The 26147-nt window shown below is 70.9% G+C and carries 25 protein-coding genes; 11 read left to right on the top strand and 14 right to left on the bottom strand.

What is annotated here, in order from left to right; all coding sequences use genetic code 11:
• Positions 1 to 22 precede the first annotated feature (22 nt).
• A complete protein-coding gene (locus ABB55_RS08750; protein ID WP_054358472.1) occupies positions 23 to 1273 on the bottom strand; it encodes a cytochrome b in 1251 nt (416 codons plus the stop codon).
• A gap of 24 nt (positions 1274 to 1297) precedes the next feature.
• Complete coding sequence (gene petA, locus ABB55_RS30860) at positions 1298 to 1831, bottom strand: ubiquinol-cytochrome c reductase iron-sulfur subunit (RefSeq protein ID WP_054358473.1); 534 nt, start codon at positions 1829 to 1831, stop codon at positions 1298 to 1300.
• A 349-nt stretch (positions 1832 to 2180) separates the two neighbouring features.
• Between petA and ABB55_RS08760 the strand changes: the two genes are divergently transcribed.
• From ABB55_RS08760 to ABB55_RS08775, 4 genes are all read left to right on the top strand, one after another.
• A complete protein-coding gene (locus tag ABB55_RS08760) occupies positions 2181 to 2654 on the top strand; it encodes a tRNA (cytidine(34)-2'-O)-methyltransferase (RefSeq protein ID WP_054358474.1) in 474 nt (157 codons plus the stop codon).
• A 58-nt stretch (positions 2655 to 2712) separates the two neighbouring features.
• Positions 2713 to 3612 (top strand): oxygen-dependent coproporphyrinogen oxidase, encoded by a 900-nt coding sequence (gene hemF, locus ABB55_RS08765; protein WP_054358475.1) that lies wholly within the window; start codon positions 2713 to 2715, stop codon positions 3610 to 3612.
• An 81-nt stretch (positions 3613 to 3693) separates the two neighbouring features.
• The gene (locus tag ABB55_RS08770) at positions 3694 to 3918 is read left to right on the top strand and encodes a YodC family protein (protein ID WP_054358476.1); all 225 of its coding nucleotides are present in this window, start codon (positions 3694 to 3696) and stop codon (positions 3916 to 3918) included.
• A 142-nt stretch (positions 3919 to 4060) separates the two neighbouring features.
• Positions 4061 to 5047, top strand: a complete 987-nt coding sequence (locus tag ABB55_RS08775) for a S1/P1 nuclease (protein ID WP_054358477.1) — start codon at positions 4061 to 4063, stop codon at positions 5045 to 5047.
• A gap of 45 nt (positions 5048 to 5092) precedes the next feature.
• Here ABB55_RS08775 and ABB55_RS08780 read toward each other — a convergent pair whose 3' ends face one another.
• Positions 5093 to 5572, bottom strand: a complete 480-nt coding sequence (locus ABB55_RS08780) for a YbaK/EbsC family protein (protein ID WP_054358478.1) — start codon at positions 5570 to 5572, stop codon at positions 5093 to 5095.
• A 105-nt stretch (positions 5573 to 5677) separates the two neighbouring features.
• Here ABB55_RS08780 and ABB55_RS08785 point away from each other — a divergent pair, with 105 nt between their 5' ends.
• Positions 5678 to 6367 carry a hypothetical protein gene (locus ABB55_RS08785; protein WP_152981981.1) on the top strand — a complete coding sequence of 230 codons (690 nt, stop codon included), beginning with the start codon at positions 5678 to 5680 and terminating at the stop codon, positions 6365 to 6367.
• Positions 6368 to 6432: 65 nt separating this feature from the next.
• Here ABB55_RS08785 and ABB55_RS08790 read toward each other — a convergent pair whose 3' ends face one another.
• Positions 6433 to 7332 (bottom strand): metallophosphoesterase family protein, encoded by a 900-nt coding sequence (locus ABB55_RS08790; protein ID WP_054358480.1) that lies wholly within the window; start codon positions 7330 to 7332, stop codon positions 6433 to 6435.
• 668 nt (positions 7333 to 8000) lie between these two features.
• Between ABB55_RS08790 and ABB55_RS08795 the strand changes: the two genes are divergently transcribed.
• Positions 8001 to 8468: an NUDIX domain-containing protein gene (locus tag ABB55_RS08795; protein WP_054358481.1), complete on the top strand. Its 468-nt coding sequence runs from the start codon at positions 8001 to 8003 to the stop codon at positions 8466 to 8468.
• Between the two features lie 377 nt (positions 8469 to 8845).
• Complete coding sequence (locus ABB55_RS08800) at positions 8846 to 9352, top strand: GNAT family N-acetyltransferase (RefSeq protein ID WP_054361924.1); 507 nt, start codon at positions 8846 to 8848, stop codon at positions 9350 to 9352.
• Positions 9353 to 9637: 285 nt separating this feature from the next.
• Here the strand turns inward: ABB55_RS08800 and ABB55_RS08805 are convergent, their stop codons facing one another.
• The 4 genes from ABB55_RS08805 to ABB55_RS08820 are packed head-to-tail and all read right to left on the bottom strand — an operon-like array spanning position 9638 to position 16596.
• Positions 9638 to 11719, bottom strand: coding sequence for a hypothetical protein (locus ABB55_RS08805; RefSeq protein ID WP_054358482.1), 2082 nt, complete (start codon positions 11717 to 11719; stop codon positions 9638 to 9640).
• Between the two features lie 55 nt (positions 11720 to 11774).
• A complete protein-coding gene (locus tag ABB55_RS08810) occupies positions 11775 to 14636 on the bottom strand; it encodes a DUF4159 domain-containing protein (protein ID WP_244472158.1) in 2862 nt (953 codons plus the stop codon).
• Positions 14636 to 15580, bottom strand: coding sequence for a DUF58 domain-containing protein (locus ABB55_RS08815; RefSeq protein ID WP_054358484.1), 945 nt, complete (start codon positions 15578 to 15580; stop codon positions 14636 to 14638). The genes ABB55_RS08810 and ABB55_RS08815 overlap by 1 nt, the downstream gene beginning before the upstream one ends.
• Before the next feature lie 8 nt (positions 15581 to 15588).
• Positions 15589 to 16596 (bottom strand): AAA family ATPase, encoded by a 1008-nt coding sequence (locus tag ABB55_RS08820; RefSeq protein ID WP_140941019.1) that lies wholly within the window; start codon positions 16594 to 16596, stop codon positions 15589 to 15591.
• A gap of 268 nt (positions 16597 to 16864) precedes the next feature.
• Here ABB55_RS08820 and ABB55_RS08825 point away from each other — a divergent pair, with 268 nt between their 5' ends.
• Genes ABB55_RS08825 through ABB55_RS08840 form a run of 4 tightly spaced genes read left to right on the top strand, consistent with a single transcriptional unit; the run spans position 16865 to position 19711 of the window.
• Positions 16865 to 17455, top strand: coding sequence for a DUF1285 domain-containing protein (locus ABB55_RS08825; protein WP_054358486.1), 591 nt, complete (start codon positions 16865 to 16867; stop codon positions 17453 to 17455).
• Positions 17456 to 17499: 44 nt separating this feature from the next.
• The gene (locus tag ABB55_RS08830; protein WP_054358487.1) at positions 17500 to 18180 is read left to right on the top strand and encodes a CoA pyrophosphatase; all 681 of its coding nucleotides are present in this window, start codon (positions 17500 to 17502) and stop codon (positions 18178 to 18180) included.
• Positions 18180 to 18455, top strand: a complete 276-nt coding sequence (locus tag ABB55_RS08835; protein WP_054358488.1) for a DUF6111 family protein — start codon at positions 18180 to 18182, stop codon at positions 18453 to 18455. The genes ABB55_RS08830 and ABB55_RS08835 overlap by 1 nt, the downstream gene beginning before the upstream one ends.
• On the top strand, positions 18452 to 19711 hold the full coding sequence (locus ABB55_RS08840) for a CCA tRNA nucleotidyltransferase (RefSeq protein ID WP_054358489.1): 1260 nt from the start codon (positions 18452 to 18454) through the stop codon (positions 19709 to 19711). Before ABB55_RS08835 ends, ABB55_RS08840 begins: the two co-directional genes overlap by 4 nt.
• On the opposite strand, the gene ABB55_RS08845 is transcribed toward ABB55_RS08840, so the two are convergent.
• The 6 genes from ABB55_RS08845 to ABB55_RS08870 form a co-directional block, all read right to left on the bottom strand.
• Positions 19677 to 21338: a sulfotransferase family protein gene (locus ABB55_RS08845; protein WP_152981982.1), complete on the bottom strand. Its 1662-nt coding sequence runs from the start codon at positions 21336 to 21338 to the stop codon at positions 19677 to 19679. The two genes, ABB55_RS08840 and ABB55_RS08845, sit on opposite strands and share 35 nt — an antisense overlap.
• Positions 21339 to 21698: 360 nt before the next feature.
• Positions 21699 to 22937 carry an ABC transporter permease gene (locus ABB55_RS08850; RefSeq protein ID WP_054358491.1) on the bottom strand — a complete coding sequence of 413 codons (1239 nt, stop codon included), beginning with the start codon at positions 22935 to 22937 and terminating at the stop codon, positions 21699 to 21701.
• A complete protein-coding gene (locus ABB55_RS08855) occupies positions 22934 to 23749 on the bottom strand; it encodes an ABC transporter ATP-binding protein (protein ID WP_083463474.1) in 816 nt (271 codons plus the stop codon). Before ABB55_RS08855 ends, ABB55_RS08850 begins: the two co-directional genes overlap by 4 nt.
• Before the next feature lie 12 nt (positions 23750 to 23761).
• A complete protein-coding gene (locus ABB55_RS08860) occupies positions 23762 to 25132 on the bottom strand; it encodes an efflux RND transporter periplasmic adaptor subunit (protein ID WP_054358492.1) in 1371 nt (456 codons plus the stop codon).
• A 193-nt stretch (positions 25133 to 25325) separates the two neighbouring features.
• Positions 25326 to 25703 carry a hypothetical protein gene (locus ABB55_RS08865; protein WP_054358493.1) on the bottom strand — a complete coding sequence of 126 codons (378 nt, stop codon included), beginning with the start codon at positions 25701 to 25703 and terminating at the stop codon, positions 25326 to 25328.
• Complete coding sequence (locus ABB55_RS08870; RefSeq protein WP_054358494.1) at positions 25703 to 26143, bottom strand: hypothetical protein; 441 nt, start codon at positions 26141 to 26143, stop codon at positions 25703 to 25705. Before ABB55_RS08870 ends, ABB55_RS08865 begins: the two co-directional genes overlap by 1 nt.
• Positions 26144 to 26147 lie beyond the last annotated feature (4 nt).

Below are 26147 nucleotides of genomic sequence, written 5' to 3' on the forward strand. Positions count from 1 at the left end.
CTCGTCTCCGTGATCGCTCGTGTCAGGCCTTGTGCGCCGCAGCGGCACCCGCCTTGCCGAGCACCGCCTCGCTGATGGAGGCCGGCAGCGGCTTCGGGGTCTCGATCAGACCCAGAACCGGCAGGATCACCAGGAAGTGCAGGAAGTAGTAGGCGGTGAGCACGCGCGCCCACAGCACGTAGGTCCCTTCCGCCGGCAGCGAGCCGAGATAGCCGAGGCCGACGCAGACGATCGCGAACACCCAGAAGAACTGCTTGAACAGCGGCCGGTAGGCGCCCGACTTGACGCGCGAGGTGTCGAGCCAGGGCACGATGAACATCACCGCGATGGCGCCGAACATGCACAGCACGCCGCCGAGCTTGGACGGGATGGCGCGCAGGATCGCGTAGAAGGGCAGGAAGTACCACTCCGGCACGATATGGGCCGGCGTCACCATCGGGTTCGCTTCGATGTAGTTGTCCGGGTGACCCATGAAGTTGGGCACGTAGAACAGGAACCAGGCGAACACGATCAGGAAGCACACCACCGCGAAGGCGTCCTTCAGCGTCGCATAGGGGGTGAACGGCACGGTGTCCTGCTGCATCGACTTGACTTCGACGCCGGCCGGATTGTTCTGCCCGACGACATGCAGCGCCCAGATGTGCAGGATGACGATGCCGACGATCACGAAGGGCAGCAGATAGTGCAGCGAGAAGAAGCGGTTGAGGGTCGGGTTGTCGACCGAGAAGCCGCCCCAGAGCCAGGTCACGATCGGCTCGCCGACGAACGGGAAGGCCGAGAACAGGTTGGTGATGACGGTGGCGCCCCAGAAGCTCATCTGGCCCCACGGCAGCACGTAGCCCATGAAGGCGGTGGCCATCATGACCAGGAAGATCAGCACGCCCAGGATCCAGAGGACTTCGCGCGGTTCCTTGTAGGAGCCGTAGTAGAAGCCGCGGAACATGTGGATGTAGACGGCGATGAAGAACATCGACGCGCCGTTGGCGTGCATGTAGCGCAGGAGCCAGCCCCAGTTCACGTCGCGCATGATGTGCTCGACGGAGGCGAAGGCCAGGGAGGTGTGCGGCGTGTAGTGCATCACGAGCACGATGCCGGTCAGCAGCTGGCAGACCAGCATGACCATCAGGATCGCGCCGAAGGTCCAGAAGTAGTTCAGATTCTTCGGAACCGGAAAGGCAACCGCCTGGCCGTGCGCCATGCTGATGATCGGCAGCCGCCGCTCGAGCCAGCGCGTGAAGCCGTTGTTCGGAGTATAGGTCGAATGACCCTGCATGATCTCGTCTCCCGAAGCCGGCGATCAGCCGATCTTGACGACCTTGTCGGACAGAAACTGGACGGAGGGAACGGGCAGGTTGTACGGCGCCGGGCCCTTTCGAATGCGGCCGGAGGTGTCGTAGGACGAGCCATGGCAGGGACAGAACCAGCCATTGTATTCGCCGCGCTGTCCGACGCCGCCGAGCGGCACGCAGCCGAGATGGGTGCAGACGCCGACCACGATCAGCCAGTTGTCGCGGCCCTTCTGGACGCGCGCCTCGTCGGTCTGCGGATCCTTCAGCTCGCCGAGCGGAACCTTGCGGGCCGCTTCTATCTCCTCCGGCGTGCGATTGCGGATGAAGACCGGCTTGCCGCGCCATTTCACCGTGACGATCTGGCCCGGCTTGATCGCCGAGACATCGACCTCCAGGGAGGCCAGCGCCAGGGCGGAGGCGTCGGGGTTCATCTGGGCGATGAAGGGCCAGGCCAGCGACGCGGCGCCGACCGCGCCGGCGGCGCCGGTCGCGATGTAGAGAAAGTCGCGGCGGGTCGGTTCTGCCGTGTGGGTGTTAGCCAAGATCGGATCCTCTCGAACATGCGGCCGACCCGTCTCGCCGTTCCGCCCCGTTCGACCCGCCTCTGCCGCGACAACCGCGCGACCGGGTGCCCGGAAGGCGGTTCTTCGGAAGAAGGCGGACGGGCGCAGGCGGGCGCCGAGATCGGCAGGAAACGGCGTGCCTTGGCGCAGCTTCGGCCGGTCGCGCGGTGTTTTGGCACTACTTCCGAAGATTGTCCAGCACGCCGAAAGCAGCAATCGGCCGGATTTACGACCACGTCGCGGCACCGCAACATGAAAGCCTAAATCCCGATAGCCATTGACGAATGCCAGGACATCGGCATGCCTGTCCGCATTCGGAGACGAACCCATGCGCCTTGTCCTCTACCAGCCCGACATCCCGCAGAATACGGGTTCGATTCTGCGCCTCGCCGCCTGCCTCGGCGTGCCGGTCGATCTCATCGAACCGGCGGGCTTCGTCATTACCGACAAGGGCTTGCGTCGCGCCGGGCTGGACTATCTGCCGGCCGCCACGCTGACCCGGCACGACAGCTTCGCAGCCTTCGAGACCTGGCGCCGGCAGGCCGGCGGGCGCCTCGTCCTGGTCACCACCCGCGCCGCCATGCCCTATACCGAATTCGCGTATCGGCCCGGCGATCTGCTCATGCTCGGGCGGGAATCGGCCGGGGTGCCGGATGCCGTGCACGATCTGGCCGAGGCGCGGGTGGTCATCCCGATGGTCGCCGGGATGCGCTCGGTCAATGTCGCGGTCGCCGCCGGCATGATCCTGGGCGAGGCCCTGCGCCAGACAGGCGGCTTTCCCGCAGCCGGGCCGGCGGAGTAGTGTCGTGAGCGGCCCGCCATCGCGCGCCGTTCCCGCCCGAGCCCGCAAGAGGTCGTCCTTGTCCCTGCCCGCCACCATCGAGACCGAAAAGACGGTTGCCCGCGCCTGGTTCGAGACCCTGCGCGACCGCATTTGCGCGGCCTTCGAGCAGATCGAGGACGCCTTCGACGGCCCGTTCGCCGATGCCGCAGGCGCGACCGGGCCGGCCGGCCGCTTCGAGCGCACGCCATGGCAGCGCACCGACCACACCGGCCAGGACGGCGGCGGCGGCGTGATGTCGATCATGAAGGGCCGCGTCTTCGAGAAGGTCGGCGTGCACTGCTCGACGGTGCACGGCGAGTTCAGCCCGGAATTCCGCAGCCAGGTGCCCGGCGCCGCCGAGGACCCGCGCTTCTGGGCCAGCGGCATCTCGCTGATCGCCCATCTGCACAATCCGAATGTCCCGGCCGTGCACATGAACACCCGCATGGTCGTCACGACCCGGCGCTGGTTCGGCGGCGGCGCGGACCTGACGCCGGTGCTCGACCAGCGGCGGACCCAGGACGATCCCGACACGATCGCCTTCCATGCCGCCATGGAGGCCGCCTGCCAGGCCCACGGCGCCGACTATCCGCGCTACAAGGCCTGGTGCGACGAGTACTTCTTCCTGAAGCACCGCAACGAGATGCGCGGCATCGGCGGCATCTTCTACGACTATCTCGACGGCAACGGCTTCGCGCAGGATCTCGCCTTCACGCAGGCGGTCGGCGAAGCCTTCCTGGGCATCTATCCGGAGCTGGTCCGGCGCAACATGGGCACGCCCTGGACCGAGGCCGACCGCGAGGAGCAGCTCGTCCGGCGCGGCCGCTACGTCGAGTTCAACCTGCTCTACGACCGCGGCACGATCTTCGGCCTGAAGACCGGCGGCAATGTCGATTCGATCCTCTCCTCGATGCCGCCCGTGGTGAAATGGCCGTGAGACCATGCGGGAAAACCCGCAGCCGCTTCTGGCGCAACGGGAATCAGCTAGGCTGACGCCTTCCTTCGATGGAGGCTTTCCATGTCCGACACCCTGTTTTCCCCCGGCGATGTCGTCTCCCTGCGCTCAGGCGGCCCGGCCATGACGGTGACCGAGGTGACCCCCACCGCGATCACCTGCCTGTGGTTTTCCGAGCAGGACCAGACGCTCCGCACCGGCACGGTCCCGCCGATCGCGCTCGCTCTGATCGAGTCGGATGACGAGATCGAGGACGCGGACGACGAGATCGAAGACGACGACGACTGAGGCCGCGCCGGCCCGCGCGCTCCGCGAGACGCGGCCCGACCTTCCGCCGCCCGGACCGGGGCGGTCGTTGTTCGGGCCGGGCCGACATGCGAGGATCGTCGCGGTCCCCGGCCGATCGGGGACCGTGCAGCCGGAGCCCGCCATGAGACCCGCCGCCCTCTTCCTCGCGCTCGGCCTGGCTGCGGCCTCGGCGACATCGGCTCCCGCCTGGTGGGATGCCGGTCACATGCAGATCGCGGCGCTGGCCTGGGAGCGGCTCGACGAGCCGGTTCGGGCGAAGGTCGACGCGCTGCTGCGGGTCAATGCCGAGCAGTACCGGCTCTGGTCGGCGGGCGCGCCCGACGAGGCCACCGGCCGGCAATATGCCTTCATCCGCGCCTCGGTCTGGGCCGACGAGATCAAGGACACGCCCGGCTACGACGCCCGCGACGACAAGGTCGACGGGCCGGAGGCCGGCCGCAATATCGGCTGGGGCGACAAGCTCCCGCACGCCTACTGGCATTTCAAGGATATCGGCTTCAGCGAGGACGGCACGCCGGCCGTGCATGCCGATCCGGTCGACGCGGCCTCGCAGATCAAGCTGCTCTCCGCCGCCCTGGCGCCGGGCTCGGGCGCGACGGACGACGTCCGCTCCTACGATCTGGTCTGGCTGATCCATCTGGTCGCCGATGCCCACCAGCCACTGCATGCGGTCGCGCGCAGTTCGGTCCTGCGGCCGGGCGGCGATGCCGGGGGCAATTTCGTCGACGTTCAGCCGGCGACCGGCGAGATCATCCCGCTGCATGCCTATTGGGACCGCCTGCTCGGCACCGGCTCGACGCCGCGCCAGGCCGTCAAGGATGCGCTCGGCCGCGACCCGGCCGGCACCGACCCGAAGCGCGTGCGCCCGTCGGCCAGCGTGCTGCCGGGAGCCGACCGGGCACGCGCCGCCATCGCCGACCCGGACGCCTGGTTCGCCGAGAGCGCCGCGCTCGCCCGCCGCTACGCCTATGCCGAGCCGGTCCGCTCCGGTGAGGGCCCGATCCGCCTCGACCGCGCCTACGAGACCGCAGCCCGCTCGGTCGCCCGCCAACAGGCGGCCGTGGCCGGCGCGCGCCTCGCCAACCTGATCAACGCGGCACTGCGGTAGCCCCTCGACGGACAGGCTGCTGCCCGCTCCCCGCCCGGGCGCCGTTCAGCCGGTAACCGCGATGACGGTCGCGCCGGTCGCCGCCGCCAACTGGGCGGGCGCAACTGCGAACACCGCCTTCGGACTGCCGGCGGCGGCCCACACGGTCTCGAAGGCGAGCAGGTCGCGGTCGAGATAGGTCACCATCGGCGTCTCGTGGCCGATCGGGGCGACGCCGCCGATCGCGAAGCCGGTGGTGGTGCGGACATAGGTGGCATCCGGGCGCTCCAGCGCCTCGCCGATCGCCGCCCGGACGCCGGTCTCGTCGACCCGGTTGGCGCCCGAGACGAGCAGCAGCAGCGGACGACGCGTCTCGGCGCCGACGAAGACCAGCGACTTGACGATCTGGCCGACGGCACAGCCGCAGGCCGCCGCGGCATCCTCGGCCGTGCGGGTCGAGCCCGGCATCTCGACGATCTCGACCGCCAGACCGAGTTCGGTCGCGGCAAGGCGGACCCGATCGATTCCGCTCAGCTTTTCCGCCATGGTCCCTATGTCTCCCGTTTCCTGCCCTGTGCGGATGGCACCGGGCCGGCTTGCTGGTAGGATATCGGCGTCCACCGCCGCAAGCCCGGTCAACGGGTTGCGGCCATGCCGGAACGCTTGGAGCCGTTCGAGATGGTCGATGCCGATCCGTCCGGTCGCCCGGCCGGGACCGTCCGCAGCCTGCAGGAGGCGATCCGGCGCGTCCGCGAGGTTGCCACCGCGAAGGCCGACAGCCTCGCCGACCTCGCCGCCACCGAGCGCGCCCGTCTGCACCTGCTGGCCGAGGCCCTGGCCGACGTGGCCCGGGACGTTCCGCCGGAGGTGGAATTCTTCACCCTGGCGATCCCGCCGACCGACCCGCCGCGCTTGTGGATCGACATGACCAGCCATGTCGCGCTGGCGCGCGACCGGCGCACCTACCGTTTCGTGAAGGATACCCGGCTCGGCCGCGTGGTGCTGCGCGAGACCGCCGCGCTCGACCAGATGGCCGATGCGGTCACCGACTACATCGCCGAGCGGCTGATCGAGCGCGAGCAGGTTTTCGAGGCCGATTGGCTGCTGGCGCGACGGAGTACCGGGGGACGTGGTACCGGGGGTCAGGGCACTGGGGAGCTGGGCACTGGGGAGCCGGGCACTGGGCACGGCGCTCCGGCCGTCCCGACCTCTTCCGAGGCGACGCCGCCCGCAGCGCCGGGGCCCCTGCCCGGCCGCCTGTCGACGCTCGCAGCCTTCGCGGCCGGCCTCGCCCTCGGCATCGCGGCCCTGCTCGCCTTCGCGATCCTGCGTTCGGGCTGAGCATCGGCCAGGAATCAGGCCGGCCAGTTCGGGCCAGGCCAGATCGGGCCCCGGCCGCCCGGCCGTCAGGTCCCGGGCCTGAGGGTCCGGCGCGCGATCTCGCCGGCCTGGCTCGCCCCCGGCGCGAAGCCGCGCTCGACATGGGTCAGCGTCCAGTCGCCCGGCCCGCCCTCGACGGTGAAATGGTTCCAGCCGGCACCGCGCCGGTCGGCCCGCGGCGAGGCCGAGGCCGACGGCACGCCGACGACCGGTACGCTGCCGGTCGGCCCGTCGATGAAGCCGACGGTGCCCTTGTGGGTATGGCCGTGCAGGACCAGTTCGGCGCCGGCCTCGCGCACGATCCGGCGGAACCGCTCGGCGCCGATCAGCCGGGCCGCCCAGGGCGCCGCGCCGCGGATCGGCGGATGATGGATCATCACGCAGCGGAACAATCCCTCGCGGCCGAGCGTCTCCAGGAGTTCGGCCAGCCGCATGCCCTGGCTCACGTCGAAGGTGCCGGTGGCCATGAACGGGCCGGTCGCCTTGGCCGAGGAGACGCCGACGAAGGCGACCGGACCGCGGCGGCGCAGATAGGGAAAGCGGACATGCTCGCTGCCGTCGCCGGTCAGGAACGGCCCCCAGACCTCGGTCGCCTGCTTCAGGGCGGTGCGCACATAGGCGTCGTGGTTGCCCGGCACCACGGACACGTCGGCGGCGGCGCCGAGCGACATCAGCCAGGCGCGCGCCGAATGGACCTCGGCGTCGAGCGCGATGTTGACGAGATCGCCGGTCACGCAGACATGCCCGGGCGCATGGGCGCGCATGTCGGCGACCAGGTCGTCGAGCACGGTCGGCCGCATGGCGCCGCGCCCGCGGTTGAGCCGCCAGTTGAGATAGCCGAGCACCCGCTTGGACATCAGTTCGCGCAGGCGGACGTCGGGCAGCGGGCCGAGATGGGGATCGGACAGATGGGCGAAAGAATACATGAGCCTCGCGCGGGGCTGGTCGGAAACCCGGTCCGCGAAACGGCCGGACCGCCGGTCGGTCTCCCGTCGGCGGCGCGACCGCTTTAGCCCATGCCGGCGTCCGAGGAAACGCCAGACATGCAAAAAGCGGCCAGCGCCGGACAGGACCCGGCGACGGCTCCGCTAGCCAACTTCATGCCGCCCGGGAGGTTCCGACGATCGGAGGCGACCGCCGGCGCGATGGCCGCACCCGACCGGACGCGATCCGGCTCGGGTGTCCGGTCAGGCTCAGGTGTTCGGGAAGGTGCGCAGCGTCGCGACGACGCGCGGATTGGTCCAATCGACCGCAGGCGCCCAGGAAAAGCTTTCGATCCGGAACATCCGGCGCAGAACGGCGAACATGACAGGTCCTCAAAGCGGACGGCGTCGCTGCCCGCAGGGGGCGGACTGCCGTCTCGTGACCGCCCGCGGCGGCCATCCATTGTGCATTGCACACGTCATCAAATAGGCAAAAGCACAGCAAAACGGCAGCCCTCCGTCTGGCAATGCCGCCATGCAGACGCCACATGGCGGGCAGCGGGACGGCACCGCAGACGGCTTCCTTTGTGGAAGCAGGCGGGTGCCTCGGCTGAAGAAGACTTCATGAACCGGTTTCGGCTAGATTGTCGGCCGACAGGAGACCACCGAGCGTGCTCAATCGCCTGAAGCCGATCGTGCGGCGCACCGTGACCTGGTCGGGTCTCGTCACCCGTCCGGTGACGCTCGGCGTGCGCGGCTTCGTGGTCGACGGGCAGCGCCGCATCTTCCTGGTCCGGCACGGATATCTGCCCGGCTGGTACCTGCCGGGCGGCGGCGTCGACCCGGGCGAGAGCGCCGGCCGCGCCCTGGTGCGGGAGTTGGAGGAGGAAGGCGGCCTCCGGGTCGAGGAAAGCCGCATCTTCGGCCTCTATCTGAACAGCCGCACGTCGCGGCGCGATCACGTCGCGCTGTTCGTGGTCGAAGCCTTCACGATGAGCCCGTCGCCCTTCGTGCCCAATGCGGAAATCCGCGAAGTCGGCTTCTTTCCGCTCGACGCCCTGCCGGAGGAGACGACCGGGGCCACCCGGCGGCGCATCGCCGAGGTGGTCGAGGGCGCCCCGCGCGCCGACATCTGGTAGGCAGCATTGCGCCATCGAGCCGCTCGGTGCCCTTGAACCACCGTGCCGCTCATGCTAGCGACAAACCCTCTGCGCGGCGGGTTCGGAACAGCCGATCTCCGGCCGGCAGTCATTGTGGACCCGATATTGGGTCAACCCGACATCGGGGCAACCCGACATTGGGTTAACCCAACATTGGGTCAACGGGAGCGGATCGTGCGGTTCGGCATGGCGCAGCGACGACGAGGCGAACGACGTGGAGCGATCCACGCCGCCGGCCCGCGCGCCAAGTCCTGATCCCGACGCCTCCGCCATCGGCAGCAGTGCGGTCCAGGGGTTCCGGTTCGAGCGCGGGCACAAATGCCCGCCTGACTGACGACGATACCGGACCCATGCTGATGCACGCGCCCCTCTATTTGATTCGCCCCGAACTGCCCGAAGACGACGCCGCGATCGAGGATCTGCACGAGATCGGTTTCGGTCCCGGCCGTTTCGCCAAGACGGCCTTCCGGCTGCGCGAAGGCGTCCCGGCCGACCCGGATCTCTCGCTGGTCGCGCTGGTCGGCAGCCGGGTCGCGGGGTCCGTGCGGCTGACGCCGATCCGGATCGGCGCGGATCCGGCGCTCCTGCTCGGCCCGCTGGCCGTCCATCCGGATTTCGGCAACCGCGGGATCGGTCGCGCCCTCGTCCGGACCTCGCTGGAGGCCGCGGCCCGGCTCGGCCACCGCATGGTCCTTCTGGTCGGCGACGAGCCCTATTACGGGCCGCTGGGCTTCCGCCACGTGCCTCCGGAGCGGGTGCAACTGCCGGGTCCGGTCGACACCCGGCGCGTCCTCATCGCCGAATTGACCCCCGGTGCTCACGCCCAGGCCCAAGGCCCCGCCAAGAACTGGCGCTGGGGGTGAGGGATGGTCGGTGCGCATCGCGCGCCGATCGATCGCACCGCGATCGAAATCCCGAACGCACCCGAGCGCGAGCGAGGGGGCCGGACGAGGGATGGTCGGTGCGCATCGCGCGCCGATCGATCGCACCGCGATCGAAATCCCGAACGCACCCGAGCGCGAGCGAGGGGGCCGGACGAGGGATGGTCGGTGCGCATCGCGCGCCGATCGATCGCACCGCGATCGAAATCCCGAACGCACCCGAGCGCGAGCGAGGGGGCCGGACCGCCGGCGTACCACCCGGATGGGCTACCGCCCTTCGCGCCACCACAATAGCGAGACCGCGCCGAGCAGCAGGGCGAGGCCGAGCAGGCCGGTGAAGAAGCCGTAGCGGTCGACACCCTTGAGGACGCTGGCATTGGTCTGCTTCAGGCCGATCCAGTCGCTGCCCGACAGGGTGACGCCGGCGCGCAGCGGCAGCACGCGCGGCGTGGTCACCTGATCGCCGGACTGAACCAGCCGGCGCACGCCGCCGCCGGTCGACTGGGCCAGCGCCTCGGTCGGGCGGGCACTCGACAGCACGTCGGTGAATTCGCGCGGATTGGGCGGGCCGATATGGGCGAGCGCGGTGCGCTCCCCGTCGGTGACGCGCCACAGGCCGAGTTCGCGCGCCGGCGTCTGGGTGCGCCAGAGGCCCGGCTCGGACTGCTCCAGCTTCGCCGTCAGCGTCTCGCCGGTCGGCTTGGTGATGGTCACCGGCTTGACCTCGGCGCCGAGCGTCTGGCGCTCGACGACCAGGTCGCGGCCGCGCTGCACCAGCCGCAGGGCCTCCTCCTCGAGATCCGGCTCCTTCATCAGCCAATGGGCGAGCCGCCGCAGCAGCTGGCCATGCGGCCCGCCACCCTCGTAGCCGCGCGCCCAGAGCCAGACATGGTCGGACAGCAGCAGCCCGACCCGTCCGGCGCCTTCACGCGACAGGATCAGGGCCGGCTTGTCGTTGATGCCGGTCATCACCGCCGTGCCGCTCGACGGCGTCGCCTCGATCAGGCGGAACCAGCGGCTCCACTGCGGCGGGTCGGAGGCACCGCCGGGCAGCGCCCGGGTGACCGGATGGCGCTGGCCGACCGTGCTGACCTTCGGAAAGAAGGGCTCCTCGCGCACCACGCCGTTCGGCTCGGCCGGCAGCACGCTGGCCAGCGGCGTGCGGAACAGGCTGCCGGCGCCGGCCGGATCGGGGCCGGAGGCGACCAGCACGGCGCCGCCTTCGCGCACGTATCGCGCGATATTGTCGAAATAGATCGACGGCAGGATGCCGCGGCGCTGGTAGCGATCGAAGATGATCAGGTCGAAATCCTTGATCTTCTCCTGGAACAGCTCGCGCGTCGGGAAGGCGATCAGCGACAGCTCATGGATCGGCGTGCCGTCCTGCTTCTCCGGGGGCCGCAGGATGGTGAAATGGACGAGATCGACCGAGGCATCCGACTTGAGCAGGTTGCGCCAGGTCCGTTCGCCGGCATGCGGCTCGCCGGAGACCAGCAGCACGCGCAGGTTTTCGCGGATGCCCTCGATGGTGCTGACCGCCCGGTTGTTGACCGTGGTCAGTTCGTCGGCGATGGCCTCGGCCTCGATCTCGACGATGTTGTCGCCGGCATGGGTGATCTTGACGGTGGCGTTGGCGACCTGGCCGGGCGTCACCTGCTGGACCGTGACGGTCTCGCCGTCGCGCCGGATCGTGACCTTGACCCGCCCACCCGGCGGCACCGCACCGGAATCGATCACCCGGTAGGCGATCTTCTGCTCGGCGCCGACCAGGCCGAAGCGCGGCGCGGTGGTGACGACCACGCGGCGGTCGATCTCGCGCTCGCGGCCCGACAGCAGCACATGCAGCGGCGCGTCGAAGCCGAGCGCGGCCTTGTCCTTGGGCACGTCGTGGATCTGGCCGTCGGTCAGCATGACGACGCCGCCGATCCGCTCGGGCGGCACGTCCGAGAAGGCCTGGCCGAGCGCCTGGAACAGCCGCGTGCCGTCGGCGCCGGCGCCGTCGCGATCGGTGCCGACCTCGACCTCGCGCAGCTCGAAGCCCTTGAGCGCGCCGATCTGGCGGGCCAGCGTCGCGCGCGCCTGCTCGGTCTCGCGGGTGCGCGTGCCGAGCGCCTGGCTCTGGCTCTTGTCGACCACCAGCGCGACCACGCTCGGCAGCGCCTCGCGATCCTCGCGCTGGAAGACCGGATTGATCAGGGCGAGCACCAGCGCCGCGACCGCGCCGACGCGCAGCCAGCCGCCGCGCAGGCCGGCCAGGATCGAGACCAGCGCGAGCGCACCGGCGCCGAGCCCGAAGAGCGCGATCAGCCAGAGCGGCATCAGCGGCGCGGCATCGAAGGACCAGCTCATCGGGCACGGTCCTCCCGCGGCGGACCGGACGGATGGGGCACGACCGTGGGCAGGGTCACTGGCCGAGCCTTTCCAGAAGGGCCGGGATATGGACCTGGTCGGCCTTGTAGTTCCCGGTCAGCGTGTACATGACGATATTGACCCCGACCCGGAAGGCGATCTCCCGCTGGCGCGGATCGTTCGGCACGGTCGGCAGGAAGAAGTCGCCGCCGTCGCTCAGCGCCCAGGCGCCGGCGAAATCGTTGCCGGTGATCATGATCGGCGAGACGCCGTCGCCCGGCCGCACCGGCCGCTCGGCCGCCTGCGCGGGATCCTGCGGCGGCGTCGCCTCCACCCAGAGCGAGCCGCCGTCGAAGCGGCCGGGGAAATCCTGCAGCAGATAGAAGGATTTGGTCAGGACGTGATCGGTCGGGACAGGCTCCAGATCCGGGATGTCCAGACCGGTCAGGATGCGCCGCAGCGCCTCGTTGGCCGGCGAGGTCCGCCCGGTGCCGCGCAGGACGCCGGCATTGAGCGTGTCGCGGGTGTCGAACAGGATGGTGCCGCCATTCTTCATGAAGGCATCGACCCGGGTGATCACCTTGGGGTCCGGGCGCGCGGCGCCGGCATCGACCGGCCAATAGAGCAGCGGGAAGAAGGCCAGTTCGTCGCGGGTCAGGTCGACCCCGACCGGCATGGCCGGCTCCAGGGCGGTGCGGTCGGCGAGCACCCGCGACAGGCCTTCCAGTCCGCGGCGCGAGACCTCGTCGATCTCGGCATTGCCGGTGACCACATAGGCGAGCCGCGTGCCCAGGGCGGCATCGCGCTCGAACTTCTCGCGTGCCGCGTCGGCCGCGACCGCGTGGCCCGAAAGCGGCGCCAGCGCGGTCAGGGCCGCAAGGACCAGCATGGCGGCCGAAACCGCGGGCCGGCGCAGGAGGCGGCCGGCGAGATACAGCACCGCGACGCCGTCCAGAAGGAGCAGCAGGAGCGCGGCCGCGAAGGCGAAGGGCTTCAGGTCGCGCGGGCCGCCGGCCGCATAGGCCTCGACCCGGGCGGCGGGGACGGCCGAGAGATCGAGCGCGGCGATCCTGTCGCCCGCCCGCATCAGATTCAGTGCCACGAAGGCCTCCTCGGTTCCGTAGAGCCCCGGCGGGTGTTCGCGTCCGACCTCCAGGTCGCGCCGGCCTTCCGGGATCGGCTTGGCGTCGGCGCCGGGCAGCACCGGGCGCCCATAGCCGTCGAGCAGGCGCAGCGGGGCCAGCAGGACCGGGCCCGCGGCGGCGCGGTTGCCGGCCTCGGCGGCCTCCTGGCCGGTTCCGGCGCCGCCGGCCTCGGTCTTGCCGGTGCTGGCGGACGAATAGGCGACGACCCGGCGCAGCATCTCGATGAAGCTGCCGGACAGCGGCAGGTTCGACCAGCCGGTATCGGCGGTGACGTGGAACAGGATCAGCCAGCCCTTGCCGAGCCGCGTCGCGGTGACCAGCGGCGTGCCGTCGGTCAGGCTGGCCCAGGTCTTCTGGGCGAGATCGGGATGCGGTTCGGCCAGCACCTGCCGGGTCACGGTCACGTCGCGCGGCACGTCGAGACCCGCGAAGGGGCCGGTCTGGCTGAAGCTGCCGAGCGCCTGCGGCTGCGACCACGACAGGGCGCCGCCGAGCGTCCGCCCGCCCTGGCGCAGCGCCACCGGCACCAGCCGGTCGCCGCCCTTGACGGCCGCGAGCCGGGGACCGGCGAAGCGGACCAGCACGCCGCCATTGGCGACCCAGTCCTCGGTCACCTTCTCGGCATCGCCGACGATGGTGCCGATGTCGGCGGTCATGATCACCGACACGTTCTGCCGCACGAGATCGCGGATCGCCTGGGCGGTATCGGTCGCGCGCGGCTCGCGCACCTCGGCGAAGGGCGCCAAGGCACGGGTCAGATAATGCACGGGGGAGAGCAGCGGCTGGGCCGTGTCGGCGCTCGAGCCCGACAGCAGGCCGACCGCGCGCCGGCGCCAGCGCTCGTCGAGCAGTTGCACGGCCGCGGCATGGCCGGCGCCCTCGATCTCGACCCGGGCGATGTCGTTCCTGAGCTCGATCGGCAGGTCGAAGCTCGCCGTCGTCGACGCCTGCCCGGCCGCGAAGCCGAACGGGACTTCGGCGACGACGCGGCCCTTCGGATCGAGCGCGCGGACGAGGCCGCCGCGCGGGCCCGCCGTGTCGGCGCGCAGCAGCGTCGCGGTCAGGGCCTTCAGCTGGTTCTCGGTCTCGCCGAGCGCGAGCGGCAGCAAGGTGCCGCCGGCATAGACGGTGATCGGCGTCGCGCCCGCGAAGCCCTGCAGGTCGGCGGCGAAGCGCGTGCCGGACTGGTGGTCGAGGCCGTCGGAGAGCCAGATCACCGAGCCCGGTGCGGTCTTCTCGGCGCTCTTGCGCAGGGACGGCAGCAGGGCGGCGCGATCGGGCTGCCATGGCCGCGGTTCCAGGGCGGCGAGACGGTTGCGCGCCTCGCCGACGGCGCCCGGGTCGAGCGGCTGGCTGGTGCCCTCGGCGGTCGCGATCAGGGCGACGGGACGGCCGGCATCCGAGGCCTGGGCGATCAGCCGTTCGGCGACCGACCGGATCGATCCCCAGCGGTCGGCGGAGCCCCAGCCGTTGTCGACGACCAGCCAGAGCGGCCCGCTGCCGCCGTCGCTGCGGGCGAGCGGTCGCCAGACCGGGCCGGCCAGCGCCATGATCACCAGGGCGGCAAGGAGCAGCCGCAGCAGCGTCAGCCACCAGGGGCTCCGGTTCGGGGTCTCCTCGCGCTTGACGATGTCGAACAGAAGCCGGGTCGGCGGGAAGGCGATCTCCTGCGGACGCGGCGGGGTCAGGCGCAACAGCCACCAGATCGCCGGCAGCAGGACAAGCGCGCCGAGCATCAGGGGGGCGGTGAAGCCGAGCGGCAGGAGGCCCATCACGATGCGACCTCCAGGGTCGAGACGGAGCCGCCCGCCTTGACGTTGCCGGCGCCGCGCGCCGAGGCCGACAGGCGGCCGTGCAGCGCCAGCAGCGGTTCGGCGGCCGAACGGTCGGTGTGGTGGATCAGGTAGGTCCAGCCGAGCCGCGCGGCGAGGCGGCGCAGTTGGTCGCGATGCGCGGCCAGCCGGTCGCGATAGGCGGCCTGCCAGTCCTCGGCCCGGCCGGCGACGATGCGCGCGCCGGTCTCCGGATCGCGGAACTCGGTCCGGCCGGCGAACGGGAAGGTCTCCTCGACCGGGTCCATCACCTGCACCAGATGGCCGCGCGCGCCCGATCCTGCGATCCGGGTCAAGACCGCCGCGGTGGTCTCGATCGGATCGAGGAAGTCGCCGACCAGCACGAGATCGGAGAAGCGGCGGATCGGATGGCTGTCCGGGAAGGCCTCGCGGCCGGTCAGATGGGTCAGCGCCGCCGCGGCGCGCTCGGCGGCGGCCCGGTGCGGCGTCGGGCGCAGCAGGCCGGGTACGCCGACGCGCTCGCCGCCGCGGGCGAGCAGATCGGCGACGGCGAGCAGCAGCACGACCGCCCGGTCGCGCTTGGTCACGGGGGCGAGGCGGGACTGGAAGTCCATCGAGGGCGACAGATCCGGCCACAGCCAGACCGTATGGGCGCTCTCCCATTCGCGCTCGCGGACATAGAGATGATCGTCGCGCGCGGAGCGCCGCCAGTCGATCCGGCCGACCGATTCGCCGGCCGTGAAGGGCCGGAACTGCCAGAAGGTCTCGCCCGGTCCGGCCTGCCGGCGGCCATGCCAGCCGGCCGCCACGGTGGCGGCGACGCGACGGGCCTCGACGAGCAGATCCGGCAGGGCCGCGGACAGGCTCTTCGCCGTCTTGACCAGTCCGAGACCGTTCCTGTCCGCCACTCCGGCTCCCTTCATCCTGTCGCTCAACCGATCCGAGCCCTCGCCTTGCCGATCAATTGGGCGATGGTCATGCCGTCCGCCCGCGCCGCGAAGGTCAGCGCCATGCGGTGCTGCAGCACCGGCTCGGCCAGCGCCTGGACGTCGTCCAGCGAGGGCGCCAGCCGGCCGTCGAGCAGCGCGCGGGCGCGCACGGTCAGCATCAGCGCCTGACTGGCGCGCGGGCCGGGACCCCAGGCGATGTGGCGGGTGATGTCGTCGGTCTCCTCCATCGGCCGGCAGGAGCGGACCAGTTCGAGGATGCCCTCGACCACCGTCTCGCCGACCGGCATGCGCCGGACCAGCGCCTGCATGGCAGCCAGCCGCTCCGCGGACAGCACCGCGGCCGCACGGGCCTCGCCGGCGCCGGTCGTCTCCAGGAGGATGCGGCGCTCGGAGGCGAGGTCGGGATAGTGCACGTCGATCTGCATCAGGAAGCGGTCGAGCTGGGCTTCGGGCAGCGGATAGGTGCCCTCCTGCTCGAGCGGGTTCTGCGTCGCCAGCACGTGGAACGGGCGCGGCAGGTCGTGGCGCTGGCCGGCGACGGTGACGTGGTATTCCTGCATCGCCTGCAGGAGCGCCGACTGCGTGCGCGGGCTGGCGCGGTTGATCTCGTCGGCCATCAGCAGCTGGGCGAAGACCGGACCGCGGATGAAGCGGAACGAGCGCGAGCCGTCGCCGGCCTGGTCGAGCACTTCGGAGCCGACGATGTCGGACGGCATCAGGTCGGGTGTGAACTGGATGCGGCGGGCATCGAGCCCGAGCACGGTGCCGAGGGTCTCGACGAGCTTGGTCTTGGCGAGCCCGGGCACGCCGACCAGCAGGCCGTGGCCGCCGGACAGGATCGTCACCAGCGAGCGCTCGACGACGCTCTCCTGGCCGAAGATCACCTCGCCGACGCCGGCCTTGACCCGAGCGAGCGTCTCGACCGCACCTTCCGCCTCGGCGATGATCGCCTTGTCGTCGACCTTGACCATCTCGTTCATCGCACTCATGCGGCCGGAACCTCTCTTGTCACGCCGGGATCGCCGATACCCCGAGTCCGCCTGCCGGAACCGATCTTGGCAGGAAGCCCGGTGTTGCGCACCCGGATATTCCGCACCGGCCGGTCTCCTTCGTCGCAGGCATCCTGCCGCAGCCGAAGCCGGACGACCTATTCCTGATGGGATCACATGGATCAACGGTGGACAAATCAAGGCCAAAGCCCCAACTGCCTGGGACGGCCGGGTCGATGCGGGGCGCGGTTCCAGGGAACGCAGGCGGATGGATAACGGCAAAGTGATGGGAGGGCTGGAGGCGCTGATCGCCCGCGCCGGGCAGATCCGCGGCACGCCGCCGGTCGAGCGCTGGAATCCGCCCTTCTGCGGCGACATCGACATGCGCATCGCCGCCGACGGCACCTGGTTCTACATGGGCACCCCGATCGGCCGGGAAGCGCTGGTGCGCCTGTTCGCCTCGGTGCTGCGGCGCGACGAGGACGGCCGCACCTATCTGGTCACCCCGGTCGAGAAATGCGGCATCCGCGTCGACGACGCCCCCTTCCTGGCCGTCGAGATGCAGGCCGTGGGCGCGGAAGCGGCGCAGAAGCTCGTCTTCCGCACCAATGTCGGCGACGTCGTCGAAGCCGGGCCGGAGCATCCGCTGCGCTTCGAAATCGACGCCGACAATCAGGGCCTCCGGCCCTATCTTCACGTCCGCGGCCGCCTGGAGGCGCGGCTCGCCCGCGCGGTGATGTATGAGCTGGTCGCCGCCGGCACCGAGGCCCCGGTCGACGGTGCGCCCTGGTTCGGGGTCTGGTCGGCCGGCCGATTCTTCCCCATTCTCCCTGCCGCCGAGGCGACGAGCCTCGAATGAACGAACGCCCAGGCGATGAGCCTCGGCCGATCCGGACGCCGCCCTTGCCCCTCCACCTTGCTTCCGATCCGCTCGACGCGTCCGCCGTCGCCGCCTCGCCGTTCGCCCCGCAGCGCTTCCGCGCCGTCGCGACGCCGCGTCTGACGCTCGACCCCGACGCGGTCTATGCCGGCGAGCCGACCGGCGACGACTGGCTGAACCCGGACGGGCGGATCTTCGAGCCGCAGCCCCGGCTGCGCGATGCGGCGGTGCTGGTGCCGATCGTCGCCCGCGAGCCGGAGGCGAGCGTGATCCTGACCCGCCGCACCGACCATCTCTCCTCTCATGCCGGGCAGATCGCCTTTCCGGGCGGCAAGATCGATCCGACCGACGCTTCGCCGGCGGAGGCCGCGCTGCGCGAGGCCGAGGAGGAGATCGGGCTCGATCGCGGCCTCGTCGAGATGATCGGCTACGCGGCGCCCTACCACACGCGCTCGGGCTTCCGCATCCTGCCGGTCCTGGCCATGATCCGCCCCGGCTACCGGGCCACGCCCAACCCGAACGAGGTCGCCGATGTCTTCGAGGTGCCGCTCGGCTTCCTGATGAACCCGGACAACCACCGCATCAATTTTCGCGAAGCCCCCTCGGGCCGGCGATATTTCTATGAAATGCCCTATGGCGATCACTATATATGGGGTGTGACGGCCGGCATCCTGCGCCGAATATACGAGAGGCTATACGTCTGATGCTGCGCCAGGTGCTGATTGAACTGAGCCTGTTCCTGACACCCTTCGTGATCTGGGCCGCCTACGCCAAGGCGCGCGGACAGATCGGCGAGGTCGGAATCCTGGCCGCAGCGCCCATCGTCTGGCTCGTCCTGTCCGGCCTGGTCCTGGTGGCGATCGGCCTCGCGGGCTTGGCCGTGCTCGACGACAGCGGCCATGCCGGTCTCAATGGCCGCTACATTCCGACCCACATGGAAAACGGGAAACTGGTGCCGGGCCGGTTCGACACGAAGTGACCGCCTCGATCGCCGGAGCCGGGTGGCTCGTCGATCCGCGCCTGCAGCGCCTGTTCCGGGTGATCGCACGCGACGGCGACGAGGCCCTGGCGGTCGGCGGCGCGGTCCGCAACACCCTGATGGGCCTGCCGGTCAACGATGTCGACATCGCCACGACCGCCGCCCCGCCGACCGTCATGGCGCGCGCCGAACGCGCCGGGCTGAAGCCGGTGCCGACCGGCATCGACCACGGCACCGTCACGGTGGTGGTCGACGGCCATCCGTTCGAGGTCACCACGCTGCGCGAGGATATCGAGACCCACGGCCGCCACGCGACCGTGCGCTTCGGCCGCGACTGGAACGCCGATGCGCAGCGGCGCGACTTCACCATGAATGCCCTCTATGCGACGCCGGACGGCCGCGTGCGCGATCTCGTCGGCGGGATCGAGGACTGCATCGCCCGCCGGGTCCGCTTCATCGGCCGGCCCGAGGACCGCATCCGCGAGGACTATCTGCGCATCCTGCGCTTCTTCCGCTTCCATGCCGCCTATGGGCACGGCGCGCCCGACGGCGCCGGCCTGGCGGCCTGCATCCGGGCACGCGACGGGCTCGATCGGCTCTCCGCCGAGCGGATCGGGCAGGAGACCGCCAAGCTGGTCGTCGCGTCCGGCGCACCGGCGACGGCGACGATCATGAGCGATTGCGGCCTGTTGCAACGGGTGCTCGGCGGGGCCGCCGATCTCGCCGGCTTCGCGCGGCTGCACGCCGTCGCCCGCGACGCCGTCGTGGCGCCCGGCGGCAAGGCCGACTGGCCGCTGTTCCTGGCCGCGCTGGCCGTCTGGACCGAGGCCGATGCGCCGCGGCTGGTCGAGCGTCTCCGCCTGCCCGGCGCGGCGCGCGACCGGATGGCGCTCGCCGTCGCCATGGCGCGCGCCATCGGGACGGATTTCGACGAGGCGGCGGCGCGCCGGCTGCTCTACCGGGCCGGCGAGGTCGGTCATCGCGACGCGCTGGCGCTGGCGGCGGCGCGCGGGCGGATCGCGGCGGACGATGCCTTCGCCCATCATCTCGCCCTGCCCTGGCGCTGGCGCGCACCGCGCCTGCCGATCGGCGGACGCGACCTGATGGCGGCGGGCATCGAGAGGGGACCGCGGATCGGCGAACTTCTCGCCGAGGCCGAAACGCTCTGGCTGGCCAGCGATTTCGCGCTGACCGGCGGCGAGCTGATGGCGCGCCTGGCGCTCACTCCGCTTCCGGAACCGGCCCCCCGGACTTGACGATCGACACCGGCAGCGGCGCGGGCTCGATGCCGAGGAAGCGGCAGATCCGCTCGGCCGGCTCGGGCCGAAGCTCCCGAATGTCGCCGGATCCGGTCAATTCGCCATAGTCGACGGTCAGGATGCGCGGATTGTCGCCGATCAGCGGCCTCAGCCGGGCGAAATCGTCCGCATGCTTCGCCATCCAGTCCCGGATCGCATCTTCCGGAGGGACATAGTTCATCTGCGCGGGGATCGCGGCCGGGTCGCGAAAATGGGCGCGGTGGGCGCGGCCGAGTTCCCGGCGCGACAGGGCGCTGCGCAGGTTGCTGACCGCCACCGCGCGCGGATCGCGGACCAGGTGGATGATCGGCAGGCTCGAAAGGTCGACCCCCAGCGACGCCGCGGTTTCCGCCTGATTGTACATCACGGCGGCGAAGTTCAGCTTGCCGCTCTGGGCCGCATAGTGGCCGCGGCGGCGGAGCGGCTCGAACTCGCCGTGAAAGGCGACCCGCGGATGGTGCCCGAGCGCCGATCCGAGCATGTGCGAGCCCGAGCGCTGCAGGCAGAGGAGCACGAAGTCGAAGCGCGGGCGGAACGGCCCGATGATCCGGCGCACCGGCGCGCCGGCCGGCTCCTGCCACAGGCGCCGGGCCGCCCGGGTCGCATCCGGTCCCCAGACCCGGTCGAACTGATCGGCCAGATCGGCGGCGAAATAATGCCGGCCCGGATCATAGGCATCGCTCTTCCAGCGCTCGCTCTTCCAGCCCAGATTGATCTGCCGGAGATGGCGGAAATGCACCGTGCCCTCGCCGACGCGCCAGACCGAATCGGGGTCGGGGCGATGGTCCGGACCGAGAATCGCATGCACGGCCAGGCCGGCATCGTCGGCGAGGCGGGCCGGGATCGCCGCCCATTTCGGACGACAGGGCGTCTCGGTACGCGGCCCGGATGGCTCGATCTGGTCCAGCCGGCCGAGCAGGCAGTCCCGATGCCGCACGCGATCACGCTCGGCCGGGGTGGCGATGGCCGGAGCCTCGGCCCAGAAGCCGCTGAAGACCGCGGCCGCCGACGCCGTCGCCTCCAGGCGTTCGAGGACCGGACTGCCGCCGTTGACCGCCACTTCGTCGATGTCGAGGTTGAGAATGCCGCGGGCCAGGGGCAGAAAGCGCCGCCGGGCATGTTCGAGGGCGCCGACCTGGCAGAAGCGGTCCTGGCCGTTATGCCCGCTCAGTCCGTAGGGAAACGGCCAGGAGACGACCGTGACCTGGGCCAGGCCGTCGATCCCGGCCACCGCGGCCGCGACATCGTCGGGCGCATAGCGCTTCGAGCCGTTGTCGTAGAGGAGCAGCGCGTCGATGCCCTCCGTCCGGACATGATATTCGACCCAATCCCGGATCCAGGCCAGATGATTGTCCTGAGACAGCGTGAACAGGACGCGGCGACCGGAAAACAGGCTGGCCCCGGAGGGCTGGATGGCGACTTCGGCGCGCCGCCCGCGCGCCGTCACCTCGATCCGGTCGGCCCGATCCAGGTCCGGACCAGTGACGATCCAGCGCATCAGCGGCAGGCCGGACCGGGCCGGCCGGGCCTCGACATCGAGTTCCACGCCACCGGCGCGGAACCGAAGCGGTCCGAGCGCCGGCACGATCGTGTCGATCCGCGGGCCGAGGGCGACGACGCGGTTGGCTGCCGTATCGCGAAAGAGATCGAAGACGAGCGTTTCGGAGTCGAACCCGACGGTCGGCTCACTTGTCGGCGGCCGGTCTGCCGAGGGCGTGCGGGCCGCACGGAAAGCGGATAGCGAGAGCGTCGAAAGGCCGTCCGGACGCTTCCGGCCTGTGCCGAGCCGCTGCAACCAAGTCCAGACCGAAGCCATGCCGCCCCCCGTAGGAAACGGGTGTTCCCACGGGGGCGTTACGGCGTCAACGGCGGCTTCCTGGCCGGCCGCGCGGGCCGGTCGCCCTGGCCGGTCGCCTTGGCCGGCGGCCGGGGCTGTCCCTGCCGGCTATTCGTAGCGCAGCGCCTCGATCGGATCGAGCCGGGCCGCCTTGGTGGCCGGATACCAGCCGAAGAAGACGCCGACCCCGGCCGAGAAGGCGAAGGCCAGGCCGATCACGTCGGGGGCGATGACCAGCGGCCAGCCGGTCATTCGGGCGAGCGTGACCGAGGTCGCCGCGCCGATCAGGATGCCGATGGTGCCGCCGACCAGGGCCAGCACCATGGCCTCGATCAGGAACTGGAGCCGGATGTCGCGCCGGCGCGCGCCGACGGCCATGCGCAGCCCGATCTCGCGCGTCCGTTCGGTCACCGAGACCAGCATGATGTTCATGATGCCGATGCCGCCGACCACCAGCGCGATGGTGGCGACCACGCCGAGCAGCCGCGACAGGGTGCGGGCCGCGGAGGTCTGCGCCTCGACCAGCTGGGTCAGGTTGCGCAGGTTGTAGGCCTCCGACAGATCCCCGGCGGTCTGCTGGGCGAAGCGCCGGTCCAGCACCGCGCGGGCCGACTTCTCGACCTCGTCGAGCGCCTCGGCCGAATTGGCCTTCAGCGTGATGGAGTCGATCTGGTCGGGCCGGGACTTGAACCGGCCGAGCAGGCGCTGCCGGGCCGTGTCGAGCGGCACGAAGATGACGTCGTCCTGGTCCTGGCCGAACATGGTCTGACCCTTGGATTTCATCACGCCGATGACCTCGGCGGGCATCTTCTGGATGCGGATCACGCTGCCGATCGGGTCGTCTTCGCCGAACAGCTGTTCGGCCACGGTCCGGCCGATGATCGCCACCTTGGCGCCGCGCCGTTCCTCGGCCTCGGTGAAACTGCGTCCGGTGTCTATCTCCCAGTCGCGGGCCACGAAGAAATCGTCCTCGACGCCGTTGACCCGGGTCGACCAGTTCAGATTGCCGTAGACGACCTGGACATTGCCGGCGACGCTCGGCGCCACCACCAGGGCCTCGGAGACCTCGTCGCGCAGCGCGGTGGCATCGCGCTCGGAGAGCCGGCCGGACGAGCCGGACGGGCCGCGCGCGCCGCCGAGATTGCTGTTGCCCGGCCAGACCACGATGATGTTCGAGCCCAGGCTGGTCATGATCCGGCCGATGGTCTCCTGCGCGCCGACGCCGATCGCGAAGGTGGCGATCACCGCCGCGACGCCGATCACCATGCCGAGCATCGTCAGCGCCGAGCGCAGCCAGTTCGCCGTCAGCGCGGCGAGCGCCATGCGGGTCGCCTCGATGAAGCTCATGCGACCGCTCCCGGGATGCCTTGGGGCACCGGCTTTGCGGCCGTCCCCGGCGTGCCGGCCGTCTCCGGCGTGCTGACGGGTACCGGTGCCGGCTCGATGCCGGCGCGGGCATCGAGCGGCGCGGCGACGACCTCGTCGGCGATCAGCCGCCCGTCGCGAAAGCGCAGGATGCGGCCGGCATGGCGGGCGACATCCTCGTCATGGGTGACCATCAGGATGGTGCGGCCGTCGCGGTTCAGCGCCTGCAGGAGGGCCAGGATCTCCCGGCCGGTGCGGGTGTCGAGCGCGCCGGTCGGTTCGTCGGCGAGCACCACGGCCGGGTCGTTGACCAGCGCGCGGGCGATCGCGACGCGCTGCTTCTGGCCGCCGGACAGTTGCGGCGGCATGTGCCGGGCCCGGCCGGACAGGCCGACGGCGGCCAGCAGTTCGGCCGCCCGCTGCCGGCGCCGGCGCCGCGGCATCCGGCCATAGGCGAGCGGCATGGCGACATTGTCGAGCGCGGTCAGCCGGGGCAGAAGGTTGAAGGTCTGGAAGACGAAGCCGAGCGTGTCGCGCCGCGTGCCGGCGAGGCCGTCGCTGTCGATCTGCTCGACATCGACGCCGTCGATCAGGAGCCGGCCCGAGGTTGCCCGGTCCAGGCAGCCGATCAGGTTCATCAGCGTCGACTTGCCGGAGCCGGACGGCCCCATCACGGCCACGAAGCTGCCGCGCGGCACCGTGAAGCTCACGTCGTCGAGGGCGTGGACCACCTCGTCGCCGCCCGAATAGGTCTTGGTCAGGTGCTCGACCGCGATGACCGGCTGCGCCTCCATGGTGGCCTCCCGTCAGAAGCCGAGCGGCGCGCGGCGCCGTTCCGGAGCGTCGTCGAGGCGGCCGGTGACGACCCGGTCGCCCGCCTGCACGCCGTCGCCGGAGACCTCCACCATGGTGTCGGCGGCGAGGCCGACCCGGACCTCGACCGGTTTCAGGCCGCCGTCGGCGCCGAGGAGATAGATGCGCGCGCGGCGCCCCTCCTCGGCGGTGGCGTTGACGGTGCGGGCGCGCTTGACCTGTCCGCCCTGGGCCTGACCGTCGGCGACGGGTTGCGCCGGACGGAAACGCAGGGCCGCCTGCGGGATCCGGAGCACATCCTTGCGGGTGTCGACGATCAGCCGGACATTGGCGGTCATGCCCGGGAACAGGGCGCCGGAGGAATTGTCCGCCGTCACGACGGCCGTGTAGGTGACCACGTTCTGCACCGATTTCGGGGCCCGGCGCACCTGCGAGACGCGCCCCTCGAAGCCGCGGCCCGGATAGGCGTCGACCGTGAAGGCGACCTGCTGGCCCTCGCGGACGCGGCCGATATCGGCCTCGTCGATCGAGGCCTCCAGCTGCATCTCCTCCAGCGCCGCCGCGATCACGAACAGCGTCGGGGCCGACAGGCTGGCCGCCACGGTCTGGCCGAGCTCGACCTGCCGGTCGATGACGATGCCGTCGATCGGCGATCGGATGGTGGCACGGTCGAGATCGGTGCGGGCGATGCGGACCGCGGCGCGCTTCTGCTCGACATTGGCCTCCGCGACGCGAATCTCGGCCTCCGCCAGGGCGATGTCGGCCTTGGACGAGACGACCTGCGCGTAGGTCTGCGCCTTCAGGACCTCGGCCTGCTCGACCGAGCGCTCGGTCACCGCGCCGGTCTTGACCAGCTGGCGGGCGCGATCGAGCGCCCGGTCGCTGTCGCGCGCGGCCTCGTCGATGCGGACCAGTTCCGAGCGCGCGCGGGCGAGCGTCGCCTGCTTGGAACGGATGCTCGCCTCCGCGACGGCGAGATCGGCCTCCGCCGAGGCGACCTTGCCCTGGAAGGTGGTCGGATCGAGCCGCGCGATCACGTCGTTCGGCTTCACCTTGGAATTGAAATCGGCGATCAGCTCCACGATCTGGCCGGAGACCTGGGAGGAGACCTGCACGGTCTGCACCGGCTGCAGCGTGCCGGTCGCCAGCACGGCGGACTGCAGCGTGCCGCGTTCGACCGGCGCCGTGCGCCAGCGCTCGCCGGCGGCCTCGCCGGTCTTCGCGGCGTCGAAGGGCGGCTTGGCGCCCGCCCAGACGGCCGCGCGGTTGATCCAGGCCGCGACCTTGGGGTCGCGTTCCGCAGCGACCACGACGCCCGCCCCGACAAGCGCGACCAGGACGAGGAAGACGAAAAACTTCTTCATGAGCTTTGGCGACCCGTTGCCGCCTTGCCGGACGGCTCGGCGCGACCATGCGGCGGCGCCGGGGCGCCGGCAAGTTACTAACTGTTAATGGGAACACTACGCAGGCCGCGTCCTGCCGGTTTTGGGCGCGACGCGCGCAGTCGCCCCGCTGCGGCGCCGATCACATTGCCGGCAGGATCGCGAAAGGCACCCGTCAGGAGACCGGAAAGCAGCCGCCGTCGCGGTTCTGCTCACGCGGATTTCCGGCCGAGTAGGGATAGCGCCGGTCCGACATGCCGTCCGAACCCCGCCCATCGCGCGTCAGCTGCAGGAGCACGCGCCCGTCCGGCGCCACCAGGTCGATCCGCCCGCGCGCCAGCCGCCGCGCCGTGACCGGACGGACGGTCTCGCGCCGGACGTTCGGATAGTCCGTGACCGGGTCCTCGATGGTCAGGGACCGTGCCGCCGGGCGCCAGATCAGAATCGCCGACGGTTCGGTGAACAGGCAGCGGATCGCGCGGGCCTCGGCCGTCCCGCACCCGGCGGCGAAGGCCAGCCATGCGGTGCCGAGGATCCCGGCCAGAGGGCGCATCAGACGTCCTTCCGGACGAGGCATGTCACCTCCGTACCGCGCACCGATTTGGACCCGAGATGCGTCGCCCAAGCACGGCCGGTGAACCGGATCTCGTAGTCCTCACCGTCCTTCGGCTTGAAGCGGAGCGACTTGGGCAGCGCATAGACCTCGACATAGCCGCTCGCATCCGGCGCGGTGCGGTCCACGATCAGGGTCCAGACGCCGTCCTTCGGGCCGAACGAGACGTAGGCGACGGAATCGTCGGGTCCGAATTCGGAGACCTGCTCGCCGATCGTCACCGTGATGTTCGGTTTGCGGCCCTCGCCGGCCGACCCCTCGATGGTCAGGCCGCCTTTTCCGGCGCAACTGATGCGCGGCGCCACGTCGCCGGCGGCGGCCTGATCGGTGGCCGCGAGAAGCAAACCCAAGCCGACGAGTGACTGCACGGCATTCTTCATCGCA

The sequence above is a fragment of the Prosthecodimorpha hirschii genome, assembly GCF_001305515.1.
Lineage (GTDB): Bacteria > Pseudomonadota > Alphaproteobacteria > Rhizobiales > Ancalomicrobiaceae > Prosthecodimorpha > Prosthecodimorpha hirschii.

What these genes read in the sequence shown, in the direction of transcription:
- ABB55_RS08750 (WP_054358472.1), bottom strand. Translation starts at nt 1,273, where the DNA reads ATGCAGGGTCATTCGACCTATACTCCGAACAACGGCTTCACGCGCTGG.
- ABB55_RS08760 (WP_054358474.1), top strand. Translation starts at nt 2,181, where the DNA reads ATGCGCCTTGTCCTCTACCAGCCCGACATCCCGCAGAATACGGGTTCG.
- ABB55_RS08770 (WP_054358476.1), top strand. Translation starts at nt 3,694, where the DNA reads ATGTCCGACACCCTGTTTTCCCCCGGCGATGTCGTCTCCCTGCGCTCA.
- ABB55_RS08775 (WP_054358477.1), top strand. Translation starts at nt 4,061, where the DNA reads ATGAGACCCGCCGCCCTCTTCCTCGCGCTCGGCCTGGCTGCGGCCTCG.
- ABB55_RS08780 (WP_054358478.1), bottom strand. Translation starts at nt 5,572, where the DNA reads ATGGCGGAAAAGCTGAGCGGAATCGATCGGGTCCGCCTTGCCGCGACC.
- ABB55_RS08785 (WP_152981981.1), top strand. Translation starts at nt 5,678, where the DNA reads ATGCCGGAACGCTTGGAGCCGTTCGAGATGGTCGATGCCGATCCGTCC.
- ABB55_RS08790 (WP_054358480.1), bottom strand. Translation starts at nt 7,332, where the DNA reads ATGTATTCTTTCGCCCATCTGTCCGATCCCCATCTCGGCCCGCTGCCC.
- ABB55_RS08800 (WP_054361924.1), top strand. Translation starts at nt 8,846, where the DNA reads ATGCACGCGCCCCTCTATTTGATTCGCCCCGAACTGCCCGAAGACGAC.
- ABB55_RS08805 (WP_054358482.1), bottom strand. Translation starts at nt 11,719, where the DNA reads ATGAGCTGGTCCTTCGATGCCGCGCCGCTGATGCCGCTCTGGCTGATC.
- ABB55_RS08810 (WP_244472158.1), bottom strand. Translation starts at nt 14,636, where the DNA reads ATGGGCCTCCTGCCGCTCGGCTTCACCGCCCCCCTGATGCTCGGCGCG.
- ABB55_RS08815 (WP_054358484.1), bottom strand. Translation starts at nt 15,580, where the DNA reads ATGAAGGGAGCCGGAGTGGCGGACAGGAACGGTCTCGGACTGGTCAAG.
- ABB55_RS08820 (WP_140941019.1), bottom strand. Translation starts at nt 16,596, where the DNA reads ATGAGTGCGATGAACGAGATGGTCAAGGTCGACGACAAGGCGATCATC.
- ABB55_RS08825 (WP_054358486.1), top strand. Translation starts at nt 16,865, where the DNA reads ATGGATAACGGCAAAGTGATGGGAGGGCTGGAGGCGCTGATCGCCCGC.
- ABB55_RS08835 (WP_054358488.1), top strand. Translation starts at nt 18,180, where the DNA reads ATGCTGCGCCAGGTGCTGATTGAACTGAGCCTGTTCCTGACACCCTTC.
- ABB55_RS08850 (WP_054358491.1), bottom strand. Translation starts at nt 22,937, where the DNA reads ATGAGCTTCATCGAGGCGACCCGCATGGCGCTCGCCGCGCTGACGGCG.
- ABB55_RS08855 (WP_083463474.1), bottom strand. Translation starts at nt 23,749, where the DNA reads ATGGAGGCGCAGCCGGTCATCGCGGTCGAGCACCTGACCAAGACCTAT.
- ABB55_RS08860 (WP_054358492.1), bottom strand. Translation starts at nt 25,132, where the DNA reads ATGAAGAAGTTTTTCGTCTTCCTCGTCCTGGTCGCGCTTGTCGGGGCG.
- ABB55_RS08865 (WP_054358493.1), bottom strand. Translation starts at nt 25,703, where the DNA reads ATGCGCCCTCTGGCCGGGATCCTCGGCACCGCATGGCTGGCCTTCGCC.
- ABB55_RS08870 (WP_054358494.1), bottom strand. Translation starts at nt 26,143, where the DNA reads ATGAAGAATGCCGTGCAGTCACTCGTCGGCTTGGGTTTGCTTCTCGCG.